Annotated in this window: 17 protein-coding genes; 12 read left to right on the plus strand and 5 right to left on the minus strand. The window is 58.2% G+C overall.

Annotation, left to right across the window (positions count from 1 at the left end; translation table 11 throughout):
* The first annotated feature begins 334 nt into the window (after positions 1-334).
* Positions 335-1,003, plus strand: coding sequence for a DUF3313 domain-containing protein (locus AC19YQ_RS15225; protein WP_133078246.1), 669 nt, complete (start codon positions 335-337; stop codon positions 1,001-1,003).
* Between the two features lie 157 nt (positions 1,004-1,160).
* Here AC19YQ_RS15225 and AC19YQ_RS15230 read toward each other — a convergent pair whose 3' ends face one another.
* Positions 1,161-1,952 (minus strand): hypothetical protein, encoded by a 792-nt coding sequence (locus tag AC19YQ_RS15230; RefSeq protein WP_133078247.1) that lies wholly within the window; start codon positions 1,950-1,952, stop codon positions 1,161-1,163.
* Between the two features lie 253 nt (positions 1,953-2,205).
* Here AC19YQ_RS15230 and tpx point away from each other — a divergent pair, with 253 nt between their 5' ends.
* From tpx to AC19YQ_RS15255, 5 genes are all read left to right on the plus strand, one after another.
* A complete protein-coding gene (gene tpx, locus AC19YQ_RS15235; RefSeq protein ID WP_095028281.1) occupies positions 2,206-2,706 on the plus strand; it encodes a thiol peroxidase in 501 nt (166 codons plus the stop codon).
* A gap of 183 nt (positions 2,707-2,889) precedes the next feature.
* A complete protein-coding gene (locus AC19YQ_RS15240; protein ID WP_500595435.1) occupies positions 2,890-4,209 on the plus strand; it encodes an MdtA/MuxA family multidrug efflux RND transporter periplasmic adaptor subunit in 1,320 nt (439 codons plus the stop codon).
* Complete coding sequence (locus tag AC19YQ_RS15245; RefSeq protein ID WP_133078249.1) at positions 4,206-7,307, plus strand: MdtB/MuxB family multidrug efflux RND transporter permease subunit; 3,102 nt, start codon at positions 4,206-4,208, stop codon at positions 7,305-7,307. Before AC19YQ_RS15240 ends, AC19YQ_RS15245 begins: the two co-directional genes overlap by 4 nt.
* Positions 7,304-10,411 (plus strand): efflux RND transporter permease subunit, encoded by a 3,108-nt coding sequence (locus tag AC19YQ_RS15250; protein ID WP_133078250.1) that lies wholly within the window; start codon positions 7,304-7,306, stop codon positions 10,409-10,411. The genes AC19YQ_RS15245 and AC19YQ_RS15250 overlap by 4 nt, the downstream gene beginning before the upstream one ends.
* On the plus strand, positions 10,408-11,850 hold the full coding sequence (locus AC19YQ_RS15255; protein ID WP_133078251.1) for an efflux transporter outer membrane subunit: 1,443 nt from the start codon (positions 10,408-10,410) through the stop codon (positions 11,848-11,850). Before AC19YQ_RS15250 ends, AC19YQ_RS15255 begins: the two co-directional genes overlap by 4 nt.
* A gap of 124 nt (positions 11,851-11,974) precedes the next feature.
* On the opposite strand, the gene AC19YQ_RS15260 is transcribed toward AC19YQ_RS15255, so the two are convergent.
* From AC19YQ_RS15260 to AC19YQ_RS15270, 3 genes are all read right to left on the minus strand, one after another.
* Complete coding sequence (locus AC19YQ_RS15260) at positions 11,975-13,051, minus strand: GGDEF domain-containing protein (protein WP_500595436.1); 1,077 nt, start codon at positions 13,049-13,051, stop codon at positions 11,975-11,977.
* A 142-nt stretch (positions 13,052-13,193) separates the two neighbouring features.
* On the minus strand, positions 13,194-13,910 hold the full coding sequence (locus AC19YQ_RS15265) for an HPP family protein (RefSeq protein WP_326398193.1): 717 nt from the start codon (positions 13,908-13,910) through the stop codon (positions 13,194-13,196).
* Between the two features lie 172 nt (positions 13,911-14,082).
* Entirely contained in the window at positions 14,083-14,334 is a 252-nt protein-coding gene (locus AC19YQ_RS15270) for a type VI secretion system contractile sheath small subunit (RefSeq protein ID WP_133078254.1), read from the minus strand.
* Between the two features lie 410 nt (positions 14,335-14,744).
* On the opposite strand from AC19YQ_RS15270, the gene AC19YQ_RS15275 reads away from it, so the two are divergent.
* The 4 genes from AC19YQ_RS15275 (at position 14,745) to AC19YQ_RS15290 (ending at position 17,889) form a co-directional block, all read left to right on the plus strand.
* Positions 14,745-15,275, plus strand: coding sequence for a nuclear transport factor 2 family protein (locus tag AC19YQ_RS15275; protein ID WP_133078255.1), 531 nt, complete (start codon positions 14,745-14,747; stop codon positions 15,273-15,275).
* A gap of 329 nt (positions 15,276-15,604) precedes the next feature.
* Positions 15,605-16,009: a TraR/DksA family transcriptional regulator gene (locus AC19YQ_RS15280; RefSeq protein ID WP_016780464.1), complete on the plus strand. Its 405-nt coding sequence runs from the start codon at positions 15,605-15,607 to the stop codon at positions 16,007-16,009.
* A gap of 195 nt (positions 16,010-16,204) precedes the next feature.
* Positions 16,205-17,539: a phospholipase effector Tle1 domain-containing protein gene (locus AC19YQ_RS15285; protein WP_133078256.1), complete on the plus strand. Its 1,335-nt coding sequence runs from the start codon at positions 16,205-16,207 to the stop codon at positions 17,537-17,539.
* A gap of 131 nt (positions 17,540-17,670) precedes the next feature.
* Entirely contained in the window at positions 17,671-17,889 is a 219-nt protein-coding gene (locus AC19YQ_RS15290) for a hypothetical protein (protein WP_133078257.1), read from the plus strand.
* A 32-nt stretch (positions 17,890-17,921) separates the two neighbouring features.
* On the opposite strand, the gene AC19YQ_RS15295 is transcribed toward AC19YQ_RS15290, so the two are convergent.
* Positions 17,922-18,152 carry a hypothetical protein gene (locus tag AC19YQ_RS15295; RefSeq protein WP_133078258.1) on the minus strand — a complete coding sequence of 77 codons (231 nt, stop codon included), beginning with the start codon at positions 18,150-18,152 and terminating at the stop codon, positions 17,922-17,924.
* Between the two features lie 441 nt (positions 18,153-18,593).
* Between AC19YQ_RS15295 and AC19YQ_RS15300 the strand changes: the two genes are divergently transcribed.
* Both AC19YQ_RS15300 and AC19YQ_RS15305 read left to right on the plus strand, forming a co-directional pair.
* Positions 18,594-19,064: a hypothetical protein gene (locus AC19YQ_RS15300; RefSeq protein ID WP_133078259.1), complete on the plus strand. Its 471-nt coding sequence runs from the start codon at positions 18,594-18,596 to the stop codon at positions 19,062-19,064.
* 304 nt (positions 19,065-19,368) lie between these two features.
* Positions 19,369-21,720, plus strand: a complete 2,352-nt coding sequence (locus AC19YQ_RS15305; RefSeq protein ID WP_133078260.1) for an efflux RND transporter permease subunit — start codon at positions 19,369-19,371, stop codon at positions 21,718-21,720.
* Positions 21,721-21,722: the final 2 nt, after the last annotated feature.

Here is a 21,722-nt window from a genome sequence, read left to right on the forward strand (position 1 = left end):
CAAGTCTTCCACGGTTTAAAGTCCTGCCAGGCCTCGTGGTCTGGCGCAGGTTGAACTTTAGGAAGCTTGAGTTAAACAAGACAGATTCAGAAAATCAGAATTTATGCGGATCAGATTCTATCGTGTGTTTAGGGGGATTTTATTTAATCTGATCTGGTTTTTAAGATATTTACGAAATTAAAATCCAACTGAGCTGTAAGACCAGGCGCCATGTGTAGTGCGCGCTCGATCACATTCATCGTGGGATAGAACAGGCTTGTGCGGTGATTCTCCAAGGCTTGGCTATACCTATATGGGCGCGTTCCTACGGTTGCCCCCCTACAGGAGTTACAGAATGAAGCTTGGTTTAATGATCGGTACGTTGTGCATCGCCTCAATCGGGATGGTCGGTTGTGCGAGCAAGGTCCAGCACCCGGATGAATACTCTGGTTTCCTGAAGGATTACAGCCGCCTTAAAGAGGCCAAGTCGCCCTCTGGTGCAGAGGTGATGCGTTGGGTTGACCCAAAACTGAAGGTGAATAAATACACCAGCGTGTATATCGAGCCGACTCAGCTGTACCCGGCACCCAAACCGACAGAGAAGATTCCACAAAGTACGTTGAACGGAATCACCAACTACTACGATCAGGCCCTAAAGCGTGAATTGAGCAAATCCTTGCCGTTGGCCAGCGCCCCTGGACCGGGTGTGATTGTAGTGCGGGCAGCCATCACCGCAGTCAGCAGCGAGACCGAGAGCCTGGCACCCTATGAGTACATTCCGGTAGCCCTGGTGGCTGCGGCGGTGAGCACGGCCTCGGGCATCCGGGATCAGGAAACCCAACTGGCCACCGAAGCCGTCTTTATCGACGGGCAAAGCCAGGATGTTGTGGCCCAGGTCGTGCGCAAAGGCACCGGCAAGCCACTGGCGAACAGCAGCCAGGCAATGAAGGCCGATGACGTTAAAAACGTAATAGATACCTGGGCTTCGGACTTGCATCAGTCGTACTTGAAGCTCAAGAAATAAGCTAAACGCGCGCGAATGCATGTGTAAATTGTAGTCGCTGCCGCAGGCTGCGAAGGGTTGCGAAGCAACCCGTTTCCCCGAAGCCTGCGCGATCCCGATCCCGATCCCGATCCCGATCCCGATCGCAGCCTTCGGCAGCGACTACAGCATCTTCTCCCTACTTGCCGAAAGTGACGTTGATCCCGGCAAACAGGGTGAACTGAGGCAGGTTGTCCCCCTTGCGCTCCACGGTCCATTGCGGCTCAACGAAGGCGTTCAAAATATTGCTCCCGGCTTTCCAGGCCTTGCCTGCACCCAGCCCGATGGGGATGTAGTGGGTGTTGTTTTTCAGGTCGTAGGTCCAGGTGCCCGTGGAGCGCAGGTACCAGCCCTTGGGCAGGTTGTGGATGATGAACGGTTGAAAGGTCGCGCTCTCCACATGCTGGCGGTCGCTGTCACCGGCGAACGAGCTTTGATACTGCACCAGCGCGCCCAGCAGGCCCCGGGGGGATGCGTCGATGGCGACAGCGGCGAAGCCTGCCTGCCATTTGCCGGTACCCAGTTCGTCATGCTCGGCAGTCGGTGCGGTGATCTGCGGTCCGATGCCCAACTGCACACCCTCGGTTTTAAGCAGGAAAATATCAAACAGGTTGAGGTCGCCAATCCCCGTGCTGTAGCCAGTGTGCGGGTCAGGGCGGGTGCTGATCGGCAGCGTGGCGCGCAGCAGTTGCGGTACGCCAATGAAATCGTTCGGCGCCACGGGCAGGGTGCCGCGCAGCAGGGCGTCGTTGGTGTGGATATTGCTGTCGTAAACCTGTGGCGTGTAGTAGTCCTGAAGGTTGGCTCCCGGGGCCAGGTTCAACGGGTTGTTGCTCTTGTTGGCAGTCTCGGCGTTATCCGCCAGCGCATCCGTGACCGGGTACAGGGCAAGGGTAAGCAAGAAACCTGAGGCAAGGCGGGTGATTGGCATGGCGATCCTGATCCTTGGGCGCAAGCTTTATACGCTAGCAGTCGGTCGAGAATTGGCCCGTTTGCCGGCGTATCTTTTAGCGGTTCTGCGCTCCAGCACACAGAAACAGGTCATGCCTGCAGGGTGTGAAGGGCTGTGGGAATAGTCTTTTTGTAGCGAGAGTCGTGAGATTTTTACGATCAGGTCATAGGTCGTCCACCTGATTCATGTTTAACTTCGGCCTCTTCAAAAACTGTTAAGAAGGACATCGTTCATGGCTCAAGTGACGCTTAAAGGCAACCCTGTTCAAGTCAACGGCGAACTGCCTGCAGTAGGTTCCAAGGCGCCAGCGTTTTCGCTGGTTGCAGGTAATTTGTCCGACGCAACACTGGCGAGCTTTGCTGGTAAGCGTAAAGTGCTGAACATCTTCCCAAGCGTAGATACCCCGACTTGCGCCACTTCGGTGCGCAAGTTCAACGCAGAAGCCAATGCTCTGCCGAACACCGTTGTATTGAACATTTCGGCTGACCTGCCATTCGCGCAAGCCCGTTTCTGCGGCGCCGAAGGTCTGGAAAACGTGCAAAACCTGTCGACCCTGCGCGGCCGCGAGTTCATCGAGAACTACGGCGTAGCCATTGCTGACGGCCCGTTGGCTGGCCTGACTGCGCGCGCGGTCGTGGTTCTGGATGAAAACGACAACGTGCTGCACAGCGAACTGGTCAAAGAAATCGCTGAAGAGCCGAACTACGAAGCAGCCCTGGCTGTTTTGAAGTAAGTCGTACTGCAAGACTCAAAGCGGCCTGGCACCGAGAGGTGCCAGGCCGTTTTTTTTTGCGCCCACAATGGCTGTCATCTTTTGCTCATGACCCCTCTATAACGTAAATAGCCGGTAAAGAGCCTTTTCATAACGCCCCGCACTGCTTATCGTTCGTCCTCCTGTAAATTATCGCTCGCGCTAATGGTTGATCACTCCATGCAATCCTCTGTTTCCCACAAATCCCGTTTCTGGCTGTTTGGCCTGCTGGTCTTGCTGATAGTCCTTGGCCTGTGCTGGTGGCTTTGGCCATCTGCCCCGAAAAAGGCCGCGACCGATCAGCCCGCCGGGCACACCAGCCGCTCGGGGATGATGCGTCCCGGATTTGGCGGGTCTACTCAGCCCGTTCCGGTGCGGGTGTCGGAAGTAGCACAGGGTAATTTCCCGGTGTACTTCAAGGCCCTGGGTACTGTGACGGCACTCAACACGATCAACGTGCGCAGCCGGGTGGCGGGGGAGCTGGTCAAGATCTATTTCAAGGAAGGTCAGATGGTCAAGGCGGGTGAACTGCTGGCCGAAATCGACCCGCGCAGCTATCAGAATGCGCTGCTGCAAGCCGAAGGCACGCTGCTGCAGAACCAGGCTCAACTGAAAAACGCCCAGGTTGATGTGCAGCGTTATCGTGGCCTGTATGCCGAAGACAGCATCGCCAAGCAGACCCTGGATACAGCCGAAGCACTGGTCAGCCAATATCAGGGCACGGTCAAGACCAATCAGGCAGCCGTCAATGATGCCAAGCTGAATCTGGACTTCACCAAGATCCGTGCACCGATCAGTGGCCGTGTGGGCTTGCGTCAACTGGATGTCGGCAATCTGGTCGCAGCCAACGACACCACGGCGCTGGTTGTGATCACCCAGACCGAGCCGATCGTGGTCGCCTTCACTTTGCCCGAGACCAATCTGGCGCTGGTGCTTGAACGTTATCGCAGTGGCGCAAAAATGCCGGTGCAGGCCTGGAACCGGGGTGACACTAAAGAGCTGGCAGTGGGTGTGTTGAGCAGCATCGATAACCAGATTGATATCACCACCGGTACCCTGAAATTCAAGGCGCTGTTCGAGAACCGCGATCAGGTGCTGTTCCCCAACCAGTTCGTCAATGTCCGCCTGCTGGCCGACACCCTTCAAAACGTGGTGCTGGCGCCGACAGCGGCCATTCAGTTCGGCACCAACGGCTCGTTCGTGTATGCAATGGACGGCGACAACAAGGTCAAGATCCGCACCATTAAAGTGGGTGCCACCGACGGCGACGTGACGGTGATCGAAGACGGCCTGGCCCCAGGTGATCGTGTGGTGCTCGAAGGCACCGACCGTCTGCGCGACGGTGGTGCAGTCGAAGTGGTCAATGACAGTGCTGAAGTGCCAACAACGGCTGCAGGGCAACTGCTGGATGGCGGCCCTGACACCGATACAGCTCCGGCCCCGGCCCCGGCCCCTGACAAAGCCAAGACCAAGGCCCGCGAATGAATCTGTCGCGACTGTTTATCCTGCGCCCGGTCGCAACCACGCTGTGCATGCTGGCCATCGTGTTGTCCGGGATCATCGCCTATCGATTGTTGCCGGTGTCGGCCTTGCCTCAGGTCGACTACCCGACTATCCGCGTGATGACGCTGTATCCCGGGGCCAGCCCGGATGTCATGACCAGTGCCGTGACGGCGCCGCTTGAGCGTCAGTTCGGGCAAATGCCGGGCCTGACGCAAATGGCCTCCACCAGTTCCGGTGGCGCATCGGTGCTGACGTTGCGCTTTAACCTCGACATCAATATGGATGTCGCCGAGCAACAGGTGCAGGCCGCGATCAACGCCGCCAGCAACCTGCTGCCCAAGGATTTGCCGGCACCGCCGGTGTACAACAAGGTCAACCCTGCGGATACCCCGGTGCTGACCCTGGCGATCAGTTCCAAAACCATGCCGCTGCCCAAGCTCAATGACCTGGTCGATACGCGCATGGCGCAAAAAATTGCCCAGATCAGCGGCGTGGGCATGGTCAGCATTGCCGGCGGTCAACGCCAGGCCGTGCGGATCAAGGTCAACCCCGAAGCGCTGGCTGCCAATGGCCTGAACCTGTCGGATGTGCGCACCCTGATCGGGGCGTCCAACGTCAACCAGCCCAAGGGTAACTTTGACGGCCCGACCCGGGTATCGATGCTGGACGCCAATGACCAGTTGAAAACCCCTGAGGAATACGCCGAACTGATCCTGGCGTACAACAACGGCGCGCCACTGCGACTCAAGGACGTGGCTGAAATTGTCGATGGCGCCGAAAACGAGCGTCTTGCCGCCTGGGCCAACGAAAACCAGGCTGTGCTGCTGAACATCCAGCGCCAGCCCGGTGCCAACGTGATTGAGGTGGTCGACCGGATCAAGGCGCTGCTGCCGAGCATCACCGACAACCTGCCAGCCGGTATCGACGTTACGGTGCTGACCGACCGCACCCAAACCATCCGCGCCTCGGTGCGCGATGTGCAATACGAATTGCTGATCGCCATCGCGCTGGTGGTGATGGTGACATTCCTGTTTCTGCGTCGCGCCAGCGCCACCATCATTCCATCGATTGCCGTACCGCTCTCGCTGGTCGGCACTTTTGGCGTGATGTACCTGGCGGGGTTCTCGATCAACAACCTGACGCTGATGGCCCTGACCATCGCCACCGGCTTTGTGGTGGATGACGCCATCGTCATGCTCGAAAACATTTCGCGCTATATCGAAGAAGGCGACAGCCCGATGCAGGCCTCGCTCAAGGGCGCCAAGCAAATCGGCTTTACCCTGATTTCTCTGACCCTGTCGCTGATTGCGGTACTGATTCCGCTGCTGTTCATGGCCGACGTGGTGGGGCGTTTGTTCCGCGAGTTTGCGATCACCCTGGCGGTGGCGATCCTGATCTCGCTGGTGGTCTCGCTGACCCTGACGCCCATGATGTGCGCACGCTTGCTCAAGGCAGAACCCAAGCCGCAAGAGCAGGGGCGCTTCTACCGTGCCAGCGGCGCGGTGATTGACTGGATGATTGCCGAATACGGGCGCATGTTGCAGTGGGTGCTCAAGCACCAGCCGCTGACCCTGCTGGTGGCTATCGGCACCCTGGCGTTGACCGTGTTCTTGTACATGGTGGTGCCCAAGGGCTTCTTCCCGGTGCAGGATACCGGGGTGATCCAGGGCATTTCAGAGGCGCCGCAGTCGATTTCGTTCAGCGCCATGAGCCAGCGTCAGCAGGAGCTGGGCCAGATCATTCTGCAAGACCCGGATGTTGAAAGCCTGTCGTCGTACATCGGGGTGGACGGGGATAACCCGACGCTCAACAGCGGGCGCATGCTGATCAACCTCAAGCCACACAGCGAGCGTAGCGACAGTGCTTCCCAGGTGATCGCGCGCCTGCAACCGCAACTCGACAAGCTGGCGGGCATTCGCCTGTTTATGCAGCCGGTGCAGGACTTGACCATCGAGGACCGTGTGAGCCGCACCCAGTACCAGTTCAGCCTGTCTTCACCGGATGCCGAGTTGCTCAGCACCTGGAGCCAGAAGCTGGTCACGGCGCTGTCCAATCAACCCGAGTTGGCCGATGTGGCCAGCGATCTGCAGGACAAGGGTTTGCAGGTGTATCTGGTGATTGACCGCGATGCGGCCTCGCGCCTTGGGGTGTCGGTAGCCAATATCACGGACGCGCTGTACGACGCCTTTGGCCAGCGCCAGATCTCCACCATCTACACCCAGGCCAGCCAGTACCGCGTGGTACTGCAGGCCAAGGATGGCGAGAAAATAGGCCCGCAAGCACTGGACCAGATCCATGTCAAAACCACCGACGGCGGCCAGGTACGGCTGTCGAGCCTGGCCAGGGTCGAAGAGCGTCAGGCGCAACTGGCGATCTCCCATATTGGCCAGTTCCCTTCGGTCATGGTCTCTTTCAACCTGGCCCCCGGGGTTGCTCTGGGCCAGGCCGTCGAGCTGATCGATCAAGTGCAAAAAGACATCGGCATGCCGTTGGGGGTCAAGACCGAGTTTCAGGGCGCTGCACAGGCGTTCCAGGCGTCGCTGTCGAGCACCTTGCTGCTGATTCTGGCGGCGGTGGTCACGATGTACATCGTGCTGGGCGTGCTCTACGAGAGCTACATCCACCCGATCACCATCCTGTCGACCCTGCCTTCGGCGGCGGTGGGTGCCTTGCTGGCGCTGATTCTCAGCGGCAATGACCTGGGGATGATAGCGATTATCGGCATCATCCTGCTGATCGGTATCGTGAAGAAGAACGCGATCATGATGATCGACTTCGCCCTCGATGCCGAACGTAACCAGGGCATGGCCCCCGAGCAGGCGATTTATCAAGCCGCGTTGTTGCGTTTCCGGCCGATTTTGATGACCACCCTGGCGGCCTTGTTTGGTGCCATACCGCTGATGCTGGCCACCGGTTCCGGGGCTGAATTGCGCCAGCCCCTGGGCCTGGTGATGGTCGGCGGTTTGCTGGTGAGCCAGGTGCTGACCCTGTTCACCACCCCCGTGATCTACCTGTACTTCGATCGACTGGGTCGTCGCTGGCGCGGTGATGCTGTCCAGACCGGGCAGGCGTCGGTATGAACCTGTCCGGTCCGTTCATCAAGCGCCCGGTAGCCACCATGCTCCTGAGCCTGGCAATCATGTTGCTGGGCGGCGTGAGTTTTGGTTTGTTGCCGGTGTCGCCGCTGCCCCAAATGGACTTCCCGGTCATCGTGGTCTCGGCCAACTTGCCGGGGGCCAGCCCCGAGGTCATGGCGTCTACCGTGGCCACGCCGCTGGAGCGATCCTTCGGCGCGATCGCCGGGATCAACACCATGAGCAGCAACTCCAGCCAGGGCTCGACCCGGGTGATTTTGCAGTTCGATCAGGACCGCGACATCAACGGCGCAGCACGGGAAGTGCAAGCGGCAATCAACGCTTCGCGCAACCTGCTGCCCAGTGGCATGAAAAGCATGCCGACCTACAAAAAGATCAACCCGTCACAAGCGCCGATCATGGTGTTGTCGCTGACTTCCGAGGTGCTCTCCAAGGGCCAGCTGTACGACCTGGCCTCCACCATCCTCTCCCAAAGCCTGTCCCAGGTGCCGGGTGTGGGCGAAGTGCAGATTGGCGGCAGTTCGTTGCCTGCGGTGCGTATCGAGCTGGAGCCGCAACTGCTCAACCAGTACGGTGTTTCCCTGGATGACGTGCGCAGCACCATTGCCAATGCCAACGTGCGTCGCCCCAAGGGCGCGGTGTCCGACGGTGATCGCAACTGGCAGATCCAGGCCAACGACCAGCTGGAAAAAGCCAAGGACTACGAGCCGCTGATCATCCGTTACCAGGATGGCGCAGCCCTGCGACTGAGCCACGTGGCCAAGGTCAAGGACAGTGTCGAAGACCGCTACAACAGTGGCTTTTTCAATAACGATGCAGCGGTGCTGCTCGTGGTCAACCGTCAGGCCGGGGCCAACATCATCGAGACCGTGAACGCGATCAAGGCCCAGTTGCCGGCCCTGCAGGCGGTGCTGCCGGCCAGTGTCCAGCTGAACCTGGCGATGGACCGTTCGCCCGTGATCAAGGCCACCTTGCATGAAGCCGAAATGACCCTGCTGATTGCCGTGGCACTGGTGATTCTGGTGGTGTTCCTGTTCCTCGGCAATTTCCGTGCGTCGCTGATTCCGACGCTGGCGGTACCGGTTTCATTGGTGGGCACCTTCGCGATCATGTACCTGTACGGGTTCTCGCTGAACAACCTGTCGCTGATGGCCCTGATTCTGGCCACCGGGCTGGTGGTGGATGACGCCATCGTGGTGCTGGAGAACATCTCGCGCCACATCGATGCCGGTATTGCTCCCATGAAAGCCGCGTACCTGGGGGCCAAGGAAGTCGGATTCACCTTGCTCTCGATGAACGTGTCGCTGGTAGCGGTGTTCCTGTCGATCTTGTTCATGGGCGGGATTGTCGAAAGCCTGTTCCGCGAGTTTTCCATCACCCTGGCAGCGTCCATTGTAGTGTCGCTGGTGGTGTCGTTGACCCTGACGCCGATGCTGTGTGCACGTTGGCTCAAGCCCCATGTGCCGGGCACTGAAAACGCCATGCAGCGCTGGAGCATCCGCCTCAACGAGCGCATGGTCAGTGGCTATGCCCGCAGCCTGGACTGGGTGTTGCGCCACAAGCGCCTGACGCTGTTCAGCCTGCTGGTGACCATTGGCGTCAACGTTGCACTGTATGTGGTGGTACCGAAAACCTTCATGCCGCAACAGGACACCGGGCAACTGATCGGTTTTGTTCGCGGTGACGATGGCCTGTCGTTCAGCGTGATGCAGCCGAAGATGGAAATCTTCCGCAAGGCGGTGCTGGCCGACCCTGCGGTCGAGAGCGTCGCGGGTTTTATTGGCGGTAACGGCGGTACCAACAATGCGTTCATGATCGTGCGCCTCAAGCCGATTTCAGAGCGCAAGGTGTCTGCACAAAAGGTCATCGAGCGCTTGCGCGAAAACATGCCCAAAGTCCCCGGTGGCCGCCTGATGCTGATGGCCGACCAGGACCTGCAGTTTGGCGGCGGGCGTGATCAGACCAGCTCGCAATACTCGTACATCCTGCAAAGTGGCGACCTCGGCCAATTGCGCACCTGGTATCCGAAAGTGGTGGCCGCGCTCAAGGAGCTGCCGGAACTGACGGCCATCGATGCCCGCGAAGGTCGCGGCGCACAACAGGTGACGCTGGTGGTTGACCGCGACCAGGCCAAACGCCTGGGGGTGGACATGGACATGGTCACGGCCGTGCTCAACAACGCCTACAGCCAGCGGCAGATTTCCACCATCTATGACAGCCTGAACCAGTATCAGGTGGTGATGGAGGTCAATCCCAAATACGCCCAGGACCCTGAAACCCTGAATCAGGTGCAGGTAATTACCGCCGAGGGTCAGCGCATCCCGCTGTCGACCATTGCCCATTACGAGAACAGCCTGCAGAACGACCGGGTCTCCCACGAAGGCCAGTTCGCTTCGGAGACCATTGCGTTTGACATGGCACCCGGGGTCTCGCTGGAGCAGGGCACTGCGGCCATTGAACGGGCTATCGCAAAACTCGGCTTGCCCGAGGAAGTGATCGTGAAAATGGCCGGTACGGGAGATGCCTTTGCCGCCACACAAAAAAGCCAGCCGTTCATGATTCTGGGTGCGTTGGTGGCGGTGTATCTGGTGCTGGGGATTCTCTATGAGAGTTACATCCACCCGCTGACCATTCTGTCGACCTTGCCGTCGGCCGGTGTCGGCGCGCTGCTGAGTATCTACCTCACGGGCGGCGAATTCAGCCTGATCTCGCTGCTCGGTTTGTTCTTGCTGATCGGTGTGGTGAAGAAAAACGCGATCTTGATGATCGATCTTGCGCTGCAACTGGAGCGGCACTCGGGCCTTGCGCCGCAGGAGTCGATCCGCAGTGCGTGCCTGCAACGTTTAAGGCCGATTTTGATGACCACCCTGGCGGCCATTCTCGGCGCCTTGCCGTTGATGCTGAGCACCGCTGAAGGTGCAGAAATGCGCCAGCCCCTGGGCCTGACCATTATCGGCGGGCTGATTTTCAGCCAGATCCTGACCCTTTACACCACCCCGGTGGTTTACCTCTATCTCGACCGTCTGCGCCATCGTTTCAACAAGTGGCGTGGCGTGCGCACTGATGCTGCTCTGGAAACTCCGCTATGACCTCTCGTTTGTTTCTCCTTGCCCCGGCATTGTCCGTTGCGCTGCTCAGTGCCTGTGCAATCGGCCCGGACTACCAGCGCCCGCAAACCTCAGCGCCCCTTGAGTACAAAGAGGCCGCCGGCTGGACTCAGGCCAACCCGAGCGATTCATTGGCCCGTGGTGCCTGGTGGGAGTTGTACGGTGATCAGCAGCTCAACGGGCTGGTTGAAAAACTCAACAGTTCCAACCAGACCATTGCGCAGTCCGAAGCCCAGTTCCGTCAGGCCCAGGCATTGGTGCGCAGCGCGCGCGGGGCCTTTTTGCCCAGCGCCGACTTGAGCGTGGGCAAAACCCGCTCCAGCCAGGGCACCGGTAGCTCCAACTCAAGCCTGACCAGTTCCAGCAGCGGTATTCGTGACACCTTGAATGCCCAGGTCGGGGTGAGTTGGGAGGCTGATGTGTGGGGCAAACTGCGTCGCGGCCTGGAAGCCAACGAGGCCAGTGCCGAAGCCAGCCTGGCCGATCTGGCCGCCATGCGCCTGAGCCAGCAATCGGAACTGGTGCAGAACTACCTGCAGCTACGGGTTATCGATGAGCAAAAGCGCTTGCTGGAAGCCACGGTCGAGGCGTATCAGCGTTCGCTGAAAATGAGCGAAAACCAGTACCGTGCGGGGATTTCCGGCAAGGATGCGGTGGCTCAGGCGCAAACCCAGTTGCGCAATACACAGGCCAGCCTGATCGACTTGATCTGGCAGCGCGCACAGTTTGAAAACGCGATCGCGGTACTCACCGGGCAGGCACCAGCGGGGTTCAACCTGGCTGAAATGGCAGACGTGCCCAAGCTGCCGCAGATCCCGGTCAGCCTGCCTTCACAACTGCTGGAAAGACGTCCTGATATCGCCTCGGCGGAGCGTTCGGTTATCGCTGCCAATGCCAATATCGGCGTCGCCAAAGCGGCTTACTACCCGGACTTCAGCCTGAGCCTGTCGGGCGGTTACAGCAGCAGCCAGTATCAGGACTGGATCAGCGTGCCGAACCGTTTCTGGTCGGTGGGGCCGAAAATTTCCCTGCCGCTGTTTGATGGCGGCCAGCGATCGGCAGAAGTGGACCGTAACGAAGCCGTCTACGACCAGACCGTGGCCAAGTACCGCCAGACCGTGCTCGACGGTTTACGGGAAGTGGAAAACTACATGGTGCAGTTGAAGGTGCTGGGGGATGAGTCTGTGGTGCAGGAACAGGCACTGGAATCGGCCCGCGAATCGCTGCGCTTGACCAGCAACCAGTACAAGGCGGGCCTGATTGCTTATCTGGACGTGGTCTCGGTACAAACCACCGCCCTGAGCACCGAGCGCAGCGTGCTCAACCTGCTGCAAAGCCGACTGATTGCCAGCGTGCAGTTGATCGCGGCGTTGGGTGGCGGTTGGGATGGAAGCACTGACCTGAGTGCTCAGGAACAATAAAATCTGCCTCGATGGCGCTCACCAAACCTGATGGTTGCAGCGCCTTTGTGGGAGCGGGCTTGCTCGCGATGGAAGCACTGCGGTCGTTCGAATACACCTCGGCACCTGTATCGCGAGTCGGTCTCTACTGATAAACACTGAACCGGTCCTTGCCGCTGTGCTTGGATGCGTACAACGCCTTGTCTGCATTGGCCAGGGCCAGGTTCAGGGTGTCGTCATCGCCCACCCGGGCCAGGCCGATGCTGACAGTCACCGGGTGCGAATGGGGGGCTTCACGCACCTGTCGGCACAACGTATCCATCAGCGTCTCGGCGTCGCTGCGACGTACACCGGCCAGGTACACGGCAAACTCTTCTCCGCCCAGTCGCGCGTATTCATGGTCGGCCATCACTCCCTTGATGATGTCGGCAGTACGCTTGAGCACTTCATCGCCAATATCATGGCCAAACTGGTCGTTGACCTTCTTGAAGTTATCGATATCGATCATCGCGAGATAGTGGTCGTGTTCCCGGGGCAGGGCCTGTAACTCATGGCCTGCCTGGAGCATGAAGGAGCGCCGGTTGGGAATCTCGGTCAGGGCATCCAGATAAGCCTGGGCCACCAGCAATTTGGACATTGTGTAGTTGTGCAGTTTGACCCGGCGTAGTTTGAAAAAGCTGTAGATCGTCAGGCTGCACAAAAAGGCGAAGTAGCACAGGATCAAGAGGCCGCGCAGATCCATGATCGACGCCTGGGTCATCAGGAAAGGGTTGAGCATCACGCAGTTGATGGCCGCAACGCTGAGAAAGGCCCAGCGGCTCAGGGGCAAAACCGATGCGCTGTAAAGAATGCTGGAACTGGCAAGTGCCAGCCAGATGGGCTGTGTCTCTGCAGGCAGGCCAAAGATGATCAGGCGCAGGCCGAGCGTGATGAACAGGACGAAAATCAGGTTGAGTACGTCGAAGTGCCGGTAGTTGTGAATAAAGCCAAGAATGACAGTCAGCCCCACCATGACGCTGATAAACAGCAGGGAAAGGCCGGTAAAACCCTGGCCGCCCTTGGTGCTGACAATAAGGTTGAACAGCAACCAGATCGCAATGCTCGTGATGTAGGTCAGGCGGCAAAAGTTGCGCAGTTTTTCGAAATCGTGTTGGGCAAATTCGGCTTGCAAGGCAGGGGGGGCAGCTTGTTTCGAAATCGCTGATTCAATGGTTTTGAGCATCGCGCGCCTTGATCACTGTCGGATGACGGTATCCGGGGGGATCAAGTGTTCCACAATTTTCTCCCCGGAGTTGCCCGGATAACCCTAGCAGGAGTTGGCGGCTTATCGAAACCGGGCAAGCCAATAGTGCCCGGTATCCGCATCAGCCCTCGTGGGCGAAGACTTCGCCGATGCTGCGACGGCGCGCATGTTGTTCGCTGGCCCTGATCAGCTCTTCAAGATCTTCTGGGGTGACGTCGATGAACGCGTCCATTTGCTGCAATGCATGTTGCAAGTCCTGGGCGGTAATGCTCGGGTCAACGGGGGCCTGATCAGCAATCACCAGCGGGTTCGCCTCGGCCGATTTTTTTGGGTAACGCACACGGGTCAGATTGTTGTAGGCCAGCGCCGCAATCAGCATGCTCACTGCGCTGAGCATCACCGGGGCGAGCATGCCCCACCCCAGGCTGGCACTGTCCGGGTCAGCCAGCACCACCAGTAACGCCAGCGCACCGGCAGGCGGGTGCAGGCAGCGCAGCAGGCACATGCACAGCATGGCGATGCCGACGGCGAGGCAGGCGCTGTCCAGGCCGCGCCCAAAAAAGTACACCACTCCCAGAGACACCACCGTTGCACACAGGTAGCCGCCGACAATCGACCAGGGTTGTGCCAGCGCACCTGAAGACACGGCAAACAGCAAAATGGCCGAAGCACCCAGCGGGCCAATCAAATGCATGGCCACGGGCAGACCAAAGAACAGGCTGCACACCCAGACGCTGAACAGCGTGCCAAGGGATACGCCTACGGCTGCGCGGCTCCATTCAGTGGGACGGGTGTTCGTAGCCGCAGGCAATAGGCGGCTGATCCAGCGGTTTTGCATGGTCAGGACAATCCGGTGTTGTGGAGCGGGGAGGTAAAAAAAGGGCCTGACGGGATTACCGGCAAGCCCTTGAAATGTCCCTTCATTTGGGGGAGGAACGGGTGCAGTCTGCCCCGTAATGGGGCAGTCCGCAAATGCATAATAATGCTTGTTAAGTGCATTATTTTTGATGTTAGCCGCGATTATCAGCGGCAAGCTTGCCCAGAACGCGCTCATACACCTCGTTGTTCAATAGACGCTGCTCTATAAAGGTGCGTGCGGCAGGGCTCTTGGCCAGCGGACCTTTTAGAACAATCAATGCATCCCGCAGTTTCAGCAGCTTGCACAGTGTCAGCACGCACGTGTCGTCTGCGCATCCTTGCGCCTGGGAACACAGGTCCTGCTCGGGGCAGTGGTCAGCATTGGCAAGCAAGGATTCATTCATCACGTTGTGCTCCATATAGGCAGGGTATGGATGGACGCATAGAGGGTATTGTCGCCAATGCCATGTATCAGGATACAAGCAGTGACATAACGCTTGTTTACTCAGCTGGCGATCTAGGATTAGCGGCAATGATTGTAAAGTTTCAAAACTGCGGGGTGTTGTAAGGTAATGCGTAGCTAAGAGATAAGGTTTACGGAGAAAACTGTAGGATTGTTCGATGTGGTCGGTGAGGTATGAGGGATCGTGAAATCACTCATGAATATGAGCTCAGTCGCGCTTTTACTGATGTGGTTTCATGCTGAAGCTGGCATCAGTAGTTAAAAGTAGAAATACTTTATGCGAGCGTTGTCAGCCCCTGCTCAAGATGACTTTGCGTGCCCATCAAACCCGACTTCCAGGACGCATCCCTAATGCCGAACATCGCTGGTTCGATTGAAAAGTACATTTTTGCCAAGGATTCAAACCGTCCTGACCTTTTGCGCCAAGCCTTCACTGCAGATGCAACCCTTGAAATGGTTGTACGCACCGGTGTCATTTCATTTCCCCCTCAGGTCAGCGGTCGAGCAGGTATCGCCGATGTGCTGGTGCGCCGCTTTGGCCAGAGTTATGAAAACGTCTATACATTTTGTCTGGGTGAACCACCCAAGGCAGGCGCCAATACCCATGCCTGCAAATGGCTGGTGGGAATGTCTGTCAAAGAGACTCGCGAATTACGCATAGGTTGCGGCGAATATCACTGGCGATTTGCGCCGCAGTCGGGACTGGCAGAGCATCTGTGCATCACGATCGAGCACATGCAGGTTTGTCCGTCGCAATTCCTTGAACCTGTAATGAATTGGCTGCAGAGTCTGGATTACCCGTGGTGCCTGCCTGGCGAGATGATTGAGAGGGCGCCACAGCTCAGCAACATTGCCCCTGTCATTGAGTATCTTCAAACCTGAGCCTTGGCTCGCGGCCTGTAATTACAGATCCATGCGCACACCACGTCTTAGCACGTGATGTGTGCATTTTCAGCCTGGCCATTGAATTTCTTGCTATAAACGCACTCCATTAGCCCCCGGCGAACACGTTTTTCAGCGATTTTCAGGTTTTGCTGGACAATAGGTGCTTTTTCGGTTGCTGAGTCGATAAGTCGGCCTTAGACTGCCGCCCCTCGTAAATTGAGTGCCGGGTGGCGCTTGAAATAGATGGCACCTAACGGGTTGGGATCAAAATCGGTCAGAACGCTCCCTAATTAGCCTTAATGCACGTATTTTTTATAGAGAAATCAATGACAAAGGATAAGTTGCTGGCCATGCCGGCGGATGACTACATGAATGCCGAGCAACATGCTTTTTTCAGCGAGCTGTTGCAAAACATGAAGGTTGAAACCCACGAGCGTATCGAGCAGAACCGCATCGCGATCGAGAGCCTGGACACTCCGGCCGACCCTGCAGACGCCGCTTCGGTTGAAGAAGAGCGCACCTGGCTGGTGAACGCAATCGACCGTGACCAGCGCATGCTGCCTCAGCTTGAGCAAGCACTTGAGCGTATCAAGGACGACAGCTTCGGCTGGTGTGATGACAGTGGCGATGCAATCGGCCTCAAGCGCCTGCTGATCAGCCCTACCACCAAGTACTGCATCGAAGCTCAAGAGCGTCACGAGCAAATCGACAAGCATCAGCGTCAGGCCTAAGCGCCTGTCCTTGCCGGAACCGCGCCATGCGGTTTCGGTAACTTGGGCTCTGCAGTCGTTCCCATTGCAAGCCTCTCCCCCGCAGCAATTCCCGCTAAAATTTTAAATAGACGTTTGGCTGAGTGTCCTGGTGATGTCCCTTTATATTCGGCACGGCGTTTTTGCGCGAAACTGAATTAATCGAGGGTCAGAGTCATGAGTCGCTCAAGCAATACGGAGCGTGTATTGCGTGTCGGTATCTTTTTCGATGGCACAGCCAATAACCAGTTCAACCTTCTGCTGGGCCAGGAGCGTCAGGCCCAGGGCCTGAAGGTCGATCCCGCCAGCAGTTATGCCGGCACCCCGACCAATATCGCCCGTCTGCACCGCCATTACCCTGTGCAAACGACGTTCAGCGATGCGCGAGCGCAGACATCGCTTTACGTCAGCGGAATTGGCACCACCACCGCTGCGGCGGATACCGCGTTTCCGGGCCTGAGCTATGGCCGTGGCCGCACCGGTGTGCTGGGCAAGGCCGATGAGGCCCAGGCGCTGCTGAGCCAATGTCTGGGGCGATTTGTCCGGCTTGCTCCCCCCAACACCCTGGGTCGTTTGCAGCTGGATATCTTTGGCTTCAGTCGGGGCGCGGCAGCAGCCCGGCACTTCGCCAACCAAGTGCGCACCCTCCCTTTTAAAAAACAGTTTGCCCTGGCGCCCGACTTCACATGCTCCATTGAGTTTATTGGTTTGTTCGATACCGTCGCGGCGATGGGCGGGTTGGAGGACCTGGGTGATGTGGGGGATGAGATCAACCCGGGGCTCAATCTGTATCTGGGGCCTGACTGTGCGCAACAAGTGGTGCAGTTGTGCGCCCGGGATGAATACCGGCGCAATTTTTCCCTGACCCGCATTGCGCCGCAATGGCCGCTGGATATTTTTCTGCCGGGTGCCCATGCCGATCTGGGGGGTGGTTATCCGGTCGAGATGCAAGAGCAGGTGCAGTTGACGCGCTGGCAAAGCAATCTGGTCAGCCCGTCCACACCCGTCAGGCTGACCCGGGCCTGGAAGCTGACTCAAGCGCAATGGCTGGACTGGCAGGAGAAGGACTTGATTGATCCGCTGGCGCCGGACGATTTTTTGCAGGTGCGCACTGAGGAGCGCAAGGCAGGCACTCGCCAGGATCCGATGAAGAGGGTCCAGGCCGCTGTCTTTATGCAACGCCGCCTGTACGGCCAGCTTTCACGCCTGTATTTACGCATGATGCACAGGCTGGCGTGTGAGCACGGGGTGCCCTTTGCTGCCCTGAGCGACGCACAGGACGCCTTGCCTGACGAACTGATCCCCATTGCTGCAAGGCTGGAGGGTCAGGTGCCGAAAAATGCGATCAAGCTGACTAATGCCCAGGAGCGTTTACTGCGCCAGCGCTACGTGCATCATTCGGCCAACTGGAATGCCAATGTGGGTGAGGGGCTCGGGGTGCTGGACAAGGGATTCTTCAACATACCGCAAGAGGGTGGGCGCTCTGTGTTCGACCAGAAGGCACCGGTCTGAGCGTAGGTGACACGGATATTGTTACAGCTGATGCAATGGAGCTATGCAGGGCATGGCTTTTTCCATCGAGCGTTACTCTTTAAGATGGCCGACATCGTTAGGTGACTAACTAAATAGGTGGAGTAACCATCATGTCTAACCGGGTTGATGTCGCCGTGATGATTGGCAGCGGTGTGCCCGAAGGGTTGCGGGCCACGGGGCAGAAGGCTTGCTGGGTTGTGCTGGTCAATGGTGAGCAGCGGGGTACGGCGTTCTCGAGCCGCCTGGAAGCGGAGGAGTGTCGCTCTGCCTGGATGGCGCAGTTGAGCGCCACCCAATGGGCAGCGCACGGTCGGGCGCAGCGCGCTTGATTCGGGTCTGCCGGGTTCCCGTATTGGAGGGGCTAGGCGTTAAGGGCGCCTGCGTCCACCGCCTGTTTTAATTCAAGTGCCGAACTCTTGGCTGCAATTTCTGCCTGCTCGGCGGTCTTGAACCAGCGGTCTTTCTCGACCTGATGGTAAGTCACCGTTTTTAGCGGTGGCTTGGCGCGCATGACAATCACTGCCTGAAACTCACCGTCGACTTCTTTGGACTCGCCGCGGATAAAAAATTCGCCAATATCAAATTCCGTCACGTGTCACTTTCCCTTCGAGGTAATGGAGCCCAGACAACCCGGCGGCATGGGCCAGGTCGATTTTTGCGCAAGTATGGCAGTTGTTGACACCCAGCGGCGCAGTTAACGTGTCCGGGCGACGAAAGCGCTATTTCACGGTCAGCAAACGAAGTAAAAATAGCGGTTTGCCCGATTGAGAAGTGGATGTGTATACCCAATCTCGGGCGTGAGTCGGTAGAATGGCACTCCGGTTGTATTTTTTAGCCTGTTTTTTGCTGATGCAGGCCCGGGTTGATGCCCATTAACCTGCGGTAATCGTCGGTCTTTGTTACATGCCACTCCCGACTCCAGCAGTCCGGAGATTTTGTTGTATCCGGTTTTTATATAAGTGGGCTGAGGCCTTTTTTCTGCTGCCTGTCATTTGTTCTGGTAGCTCCACTTCACGTTTTCGAGGGTTTTTCGTTGGCAGTCAGCAATCTGGAGATGCATGCGTTATTTGTTCTTGGCGATTTGCGGGCGCGGTTGGTCAAACTGTTCCAGTCCCGCTTTGTGTACATCACCGAGCAGAACGCAGAAGGTATTTACATCGCTGAAATCGATACAGAAGCAGCGTTGGTAGTCGATGACAAGCCAGGCCTGGGGCTCAAGGTTGGCGATCATTTTCGCGCTGCGGTCCTGCCCAGCCGTGAAGGTGGCAAGTTCGAAATAAAATTCCGCGACATCAAGATGACCATCTACGGCATCGGCGATTACGCCTATGTCAGCTCACCTCTGGGCGAAGGCATCGTATTCAAGGAAGGTCAGACCGTGATGTTGATCTTCGCCGCCCAGGAGCAGCTCAAGGAAGGCCTGAGCAAAACCCTGAAGGCCGTCACTGCCAAAGCCGCCAAATGGCCCAAGGGCGAGTTGACGTTCAAGGCCAGTAAAGAGTGACAAGAGATACCCTGTAGTCGCTGAGGAGCGTAGCGAGGCTGCTATGGGGATGGTGCGCCACTGCGACGCTGCCACCGTGAGCTCAGGCTACGCGCAATAACGAATACTCAGGTTTACGGCCGCTGCGCAGCCGATCGCAGCCTCGCTGCGCTCCTCAGCGGCTACATATTCAAGGCGCTGGCTTTAAGCTTTTGCGCAGTCCATCCCTCAAACAGCATAACCCTTATGGACGATGTTCAAGGGGCGGGGCCGTTTGATTATCGCGATCACCTAAACGAGTGTGCGAGGGACCGCGAGCATGGGCATGCAGCGCTTTGTAAACAACTGCGCCGAGCAATTGATGGCCCGGCGCAATGTCCTGCTTGGCTTTTTTCTGCTGGTAACCCTGGCCTTGGGCTACAGCGCCACCCACGTACGGCTGGACCCCGGATTCAACAAGCAGATTCCGGTGCGTCATGCCTACATGCTCAACTTCCTGGACTTCAGCCGTATCTTCACCGGCGCCAATCGCCTGCTGGTCAGCGTGCACTGGAAAGGCCAGGGCGATCTCTACAACCCCGAGTTCCTCCAGACCCTGCAGAACGTCACCGACGACGTGTTTTACATCTCCGGGGTCAGCCGCCCCAGCGTGACCTCGCTGTTTACCCCCAACGTGCGTTACATCGAAATCACTGAAGACGGTTATGTCGGTGATCTGGTGGTGCCGCCGCAATATGCCGCCACGCCCGAAGACTTGCAGCAAGTGCGCAGTAATGCCGCGCGCTCAGGACAGATCGGCCGCTTGCTGGCCAACGATCTGAAATCGGCGATGGTGCGCGCCGACCTGCAGGACATCGACCCCAAAACCGGGCAACCGGTGAGCTACGTGCAGATCGCCCAGCGCCTGGAAGATATCCGCACCAAATACAGCAGTGCCGATATCGAAATCAACATCGTCGGCTTTGCCAAGCTGGTGGGCGACGTGGTCGAAGGCCTGAATACGGTGATGGGCTTTTTCGCCATCGCATTCCTGATTACCGGTGTGCTGTTGTGGGTGTATTCGCGCTCGTGGCGCCTGACGCTGGTGGCGCTGTTTGTCGCCTTGCTGCCGGTCATCTGGCTGCTCGGCCTGTTGCCATTGCTGGGTCTTGGGATCGATCCAATGTCGATTCTGGTACCGTTCCTGATCTTCTCCATTGGCGTGTCCCACGCCGTGCAAATGACCAACGCCTGGAAGCAGGAAGTGCTGGCCGGCAGTGACTCGGTCACTGCCGCCAAGGCGGCGTTCAGCAAGATATTTATCCCCGGTGCCCTGGCGTTGCTGATGAACGCCCTGGGTTTCGGGGTGATCATGCTGATCGATATCCCCATCGTTCACGAGCTGGGTGTTACGGCCTGCATCGGCGTGATGCTGATGATCATCACTAACAAGGTCATGCTGCCGCTCATCATCGCGCATCTGCGACTTGAACCGCGCTTGATGACGGCAAAGGCGAACGTGTCTAACCAGCGCCACCCGCTGTGGTGGCGGGTATCAGCGCTGGCCACACCGGGCCCGGCCCTGTGGGTGTTCGCCCTGAGTCTGGTGCTATTGGCGGTGGGGGCTATCAAGGCCCGTGAGCTGGCGACCGGTGACATCGGTTCAGGTGCGCCGGAGCTGCGTGCCGACTCGCGCTACAACCAGGACAACCAGAAAATCATCAGCAATTACTCCATCGGGCTGGATGTGTTGTCGGTGTTCCTGACTATTAGTGATCGCAGTGAAGCCTGTCTGGATCCGGCGGTCATGCGGGCAGTGGAAACTTTCGACTACAAAATGCGCGAAGTGCCCGGTGTGCAATCGGTGCAAAGCGTGGCGGGCATGAGCAAGCAAGTGATTGCCGGCAACAATGAAGGCAATCCTCGCTGGGCAGCCATTCCGGGTTCGTCCCAGGGCTTGCAGCAGGGCGCCTATGCCTATTCGCCGGACTCGGGGCTGGTGACTGACGGCTGTCAGCAGATGCAGATTCTGGTGTTTTTGACCGACCATGAAGGCGCCACCGTGGCCCATGTACTGGACGAGGCCAAGCGCATCATCGCTGCCATCCAGGTGCCGGGCGTGGAGTTCAAACTGGCGGGCGGCAACATCGGTGTCATGGCCGCGTCCAACGAAGCGGTCAAACACGCCGAGGTGGTGATGCTCGCAGCGTTGTTCTTCTCGGTGGCGCTGTTTTGCCTGCTGACCTTTCGCTCGGTGCGAGCCGTGTTGTGCATCCTGGTGCCTCTGGCGATCGTCGCCGTGTTGTGCAATGCCCTGATGGCGCTGCTGGGCATTGGCCTCAAGGTGGCCACGCTGCCGGTGATGGCGCTGGGCGTGGGAGTAGGGGTGGACTACGGGATCTACCTTTACGAGCGCATCGAGCATGAAATGGCCGATGGGCAGGACCTGCGCGAAGCCTTCTACCGCGCCATGTGCCAGCGCGGCACCGCCGCGGTTTTTACCGCACTGACCATGTCGCTGGGTGTGTGTACCTGGGTGTTCGCCCCCCTCAAGTTCCAGGCCGACATGGGCCTGCTGCTGGCCTTCATGTTTATGGTCAACGTGCTGGGCGCGATCTTCCTGCTTCCGGCGCTGGCCGCGTGGTTCAACCTGGGCAAGCCGTTGGTGGAGTCCGCTCCCACACGAGCATTTGCATGACC

This window comes from Pseudomonas sp. MF06569, from assembly GCF_059862735.1.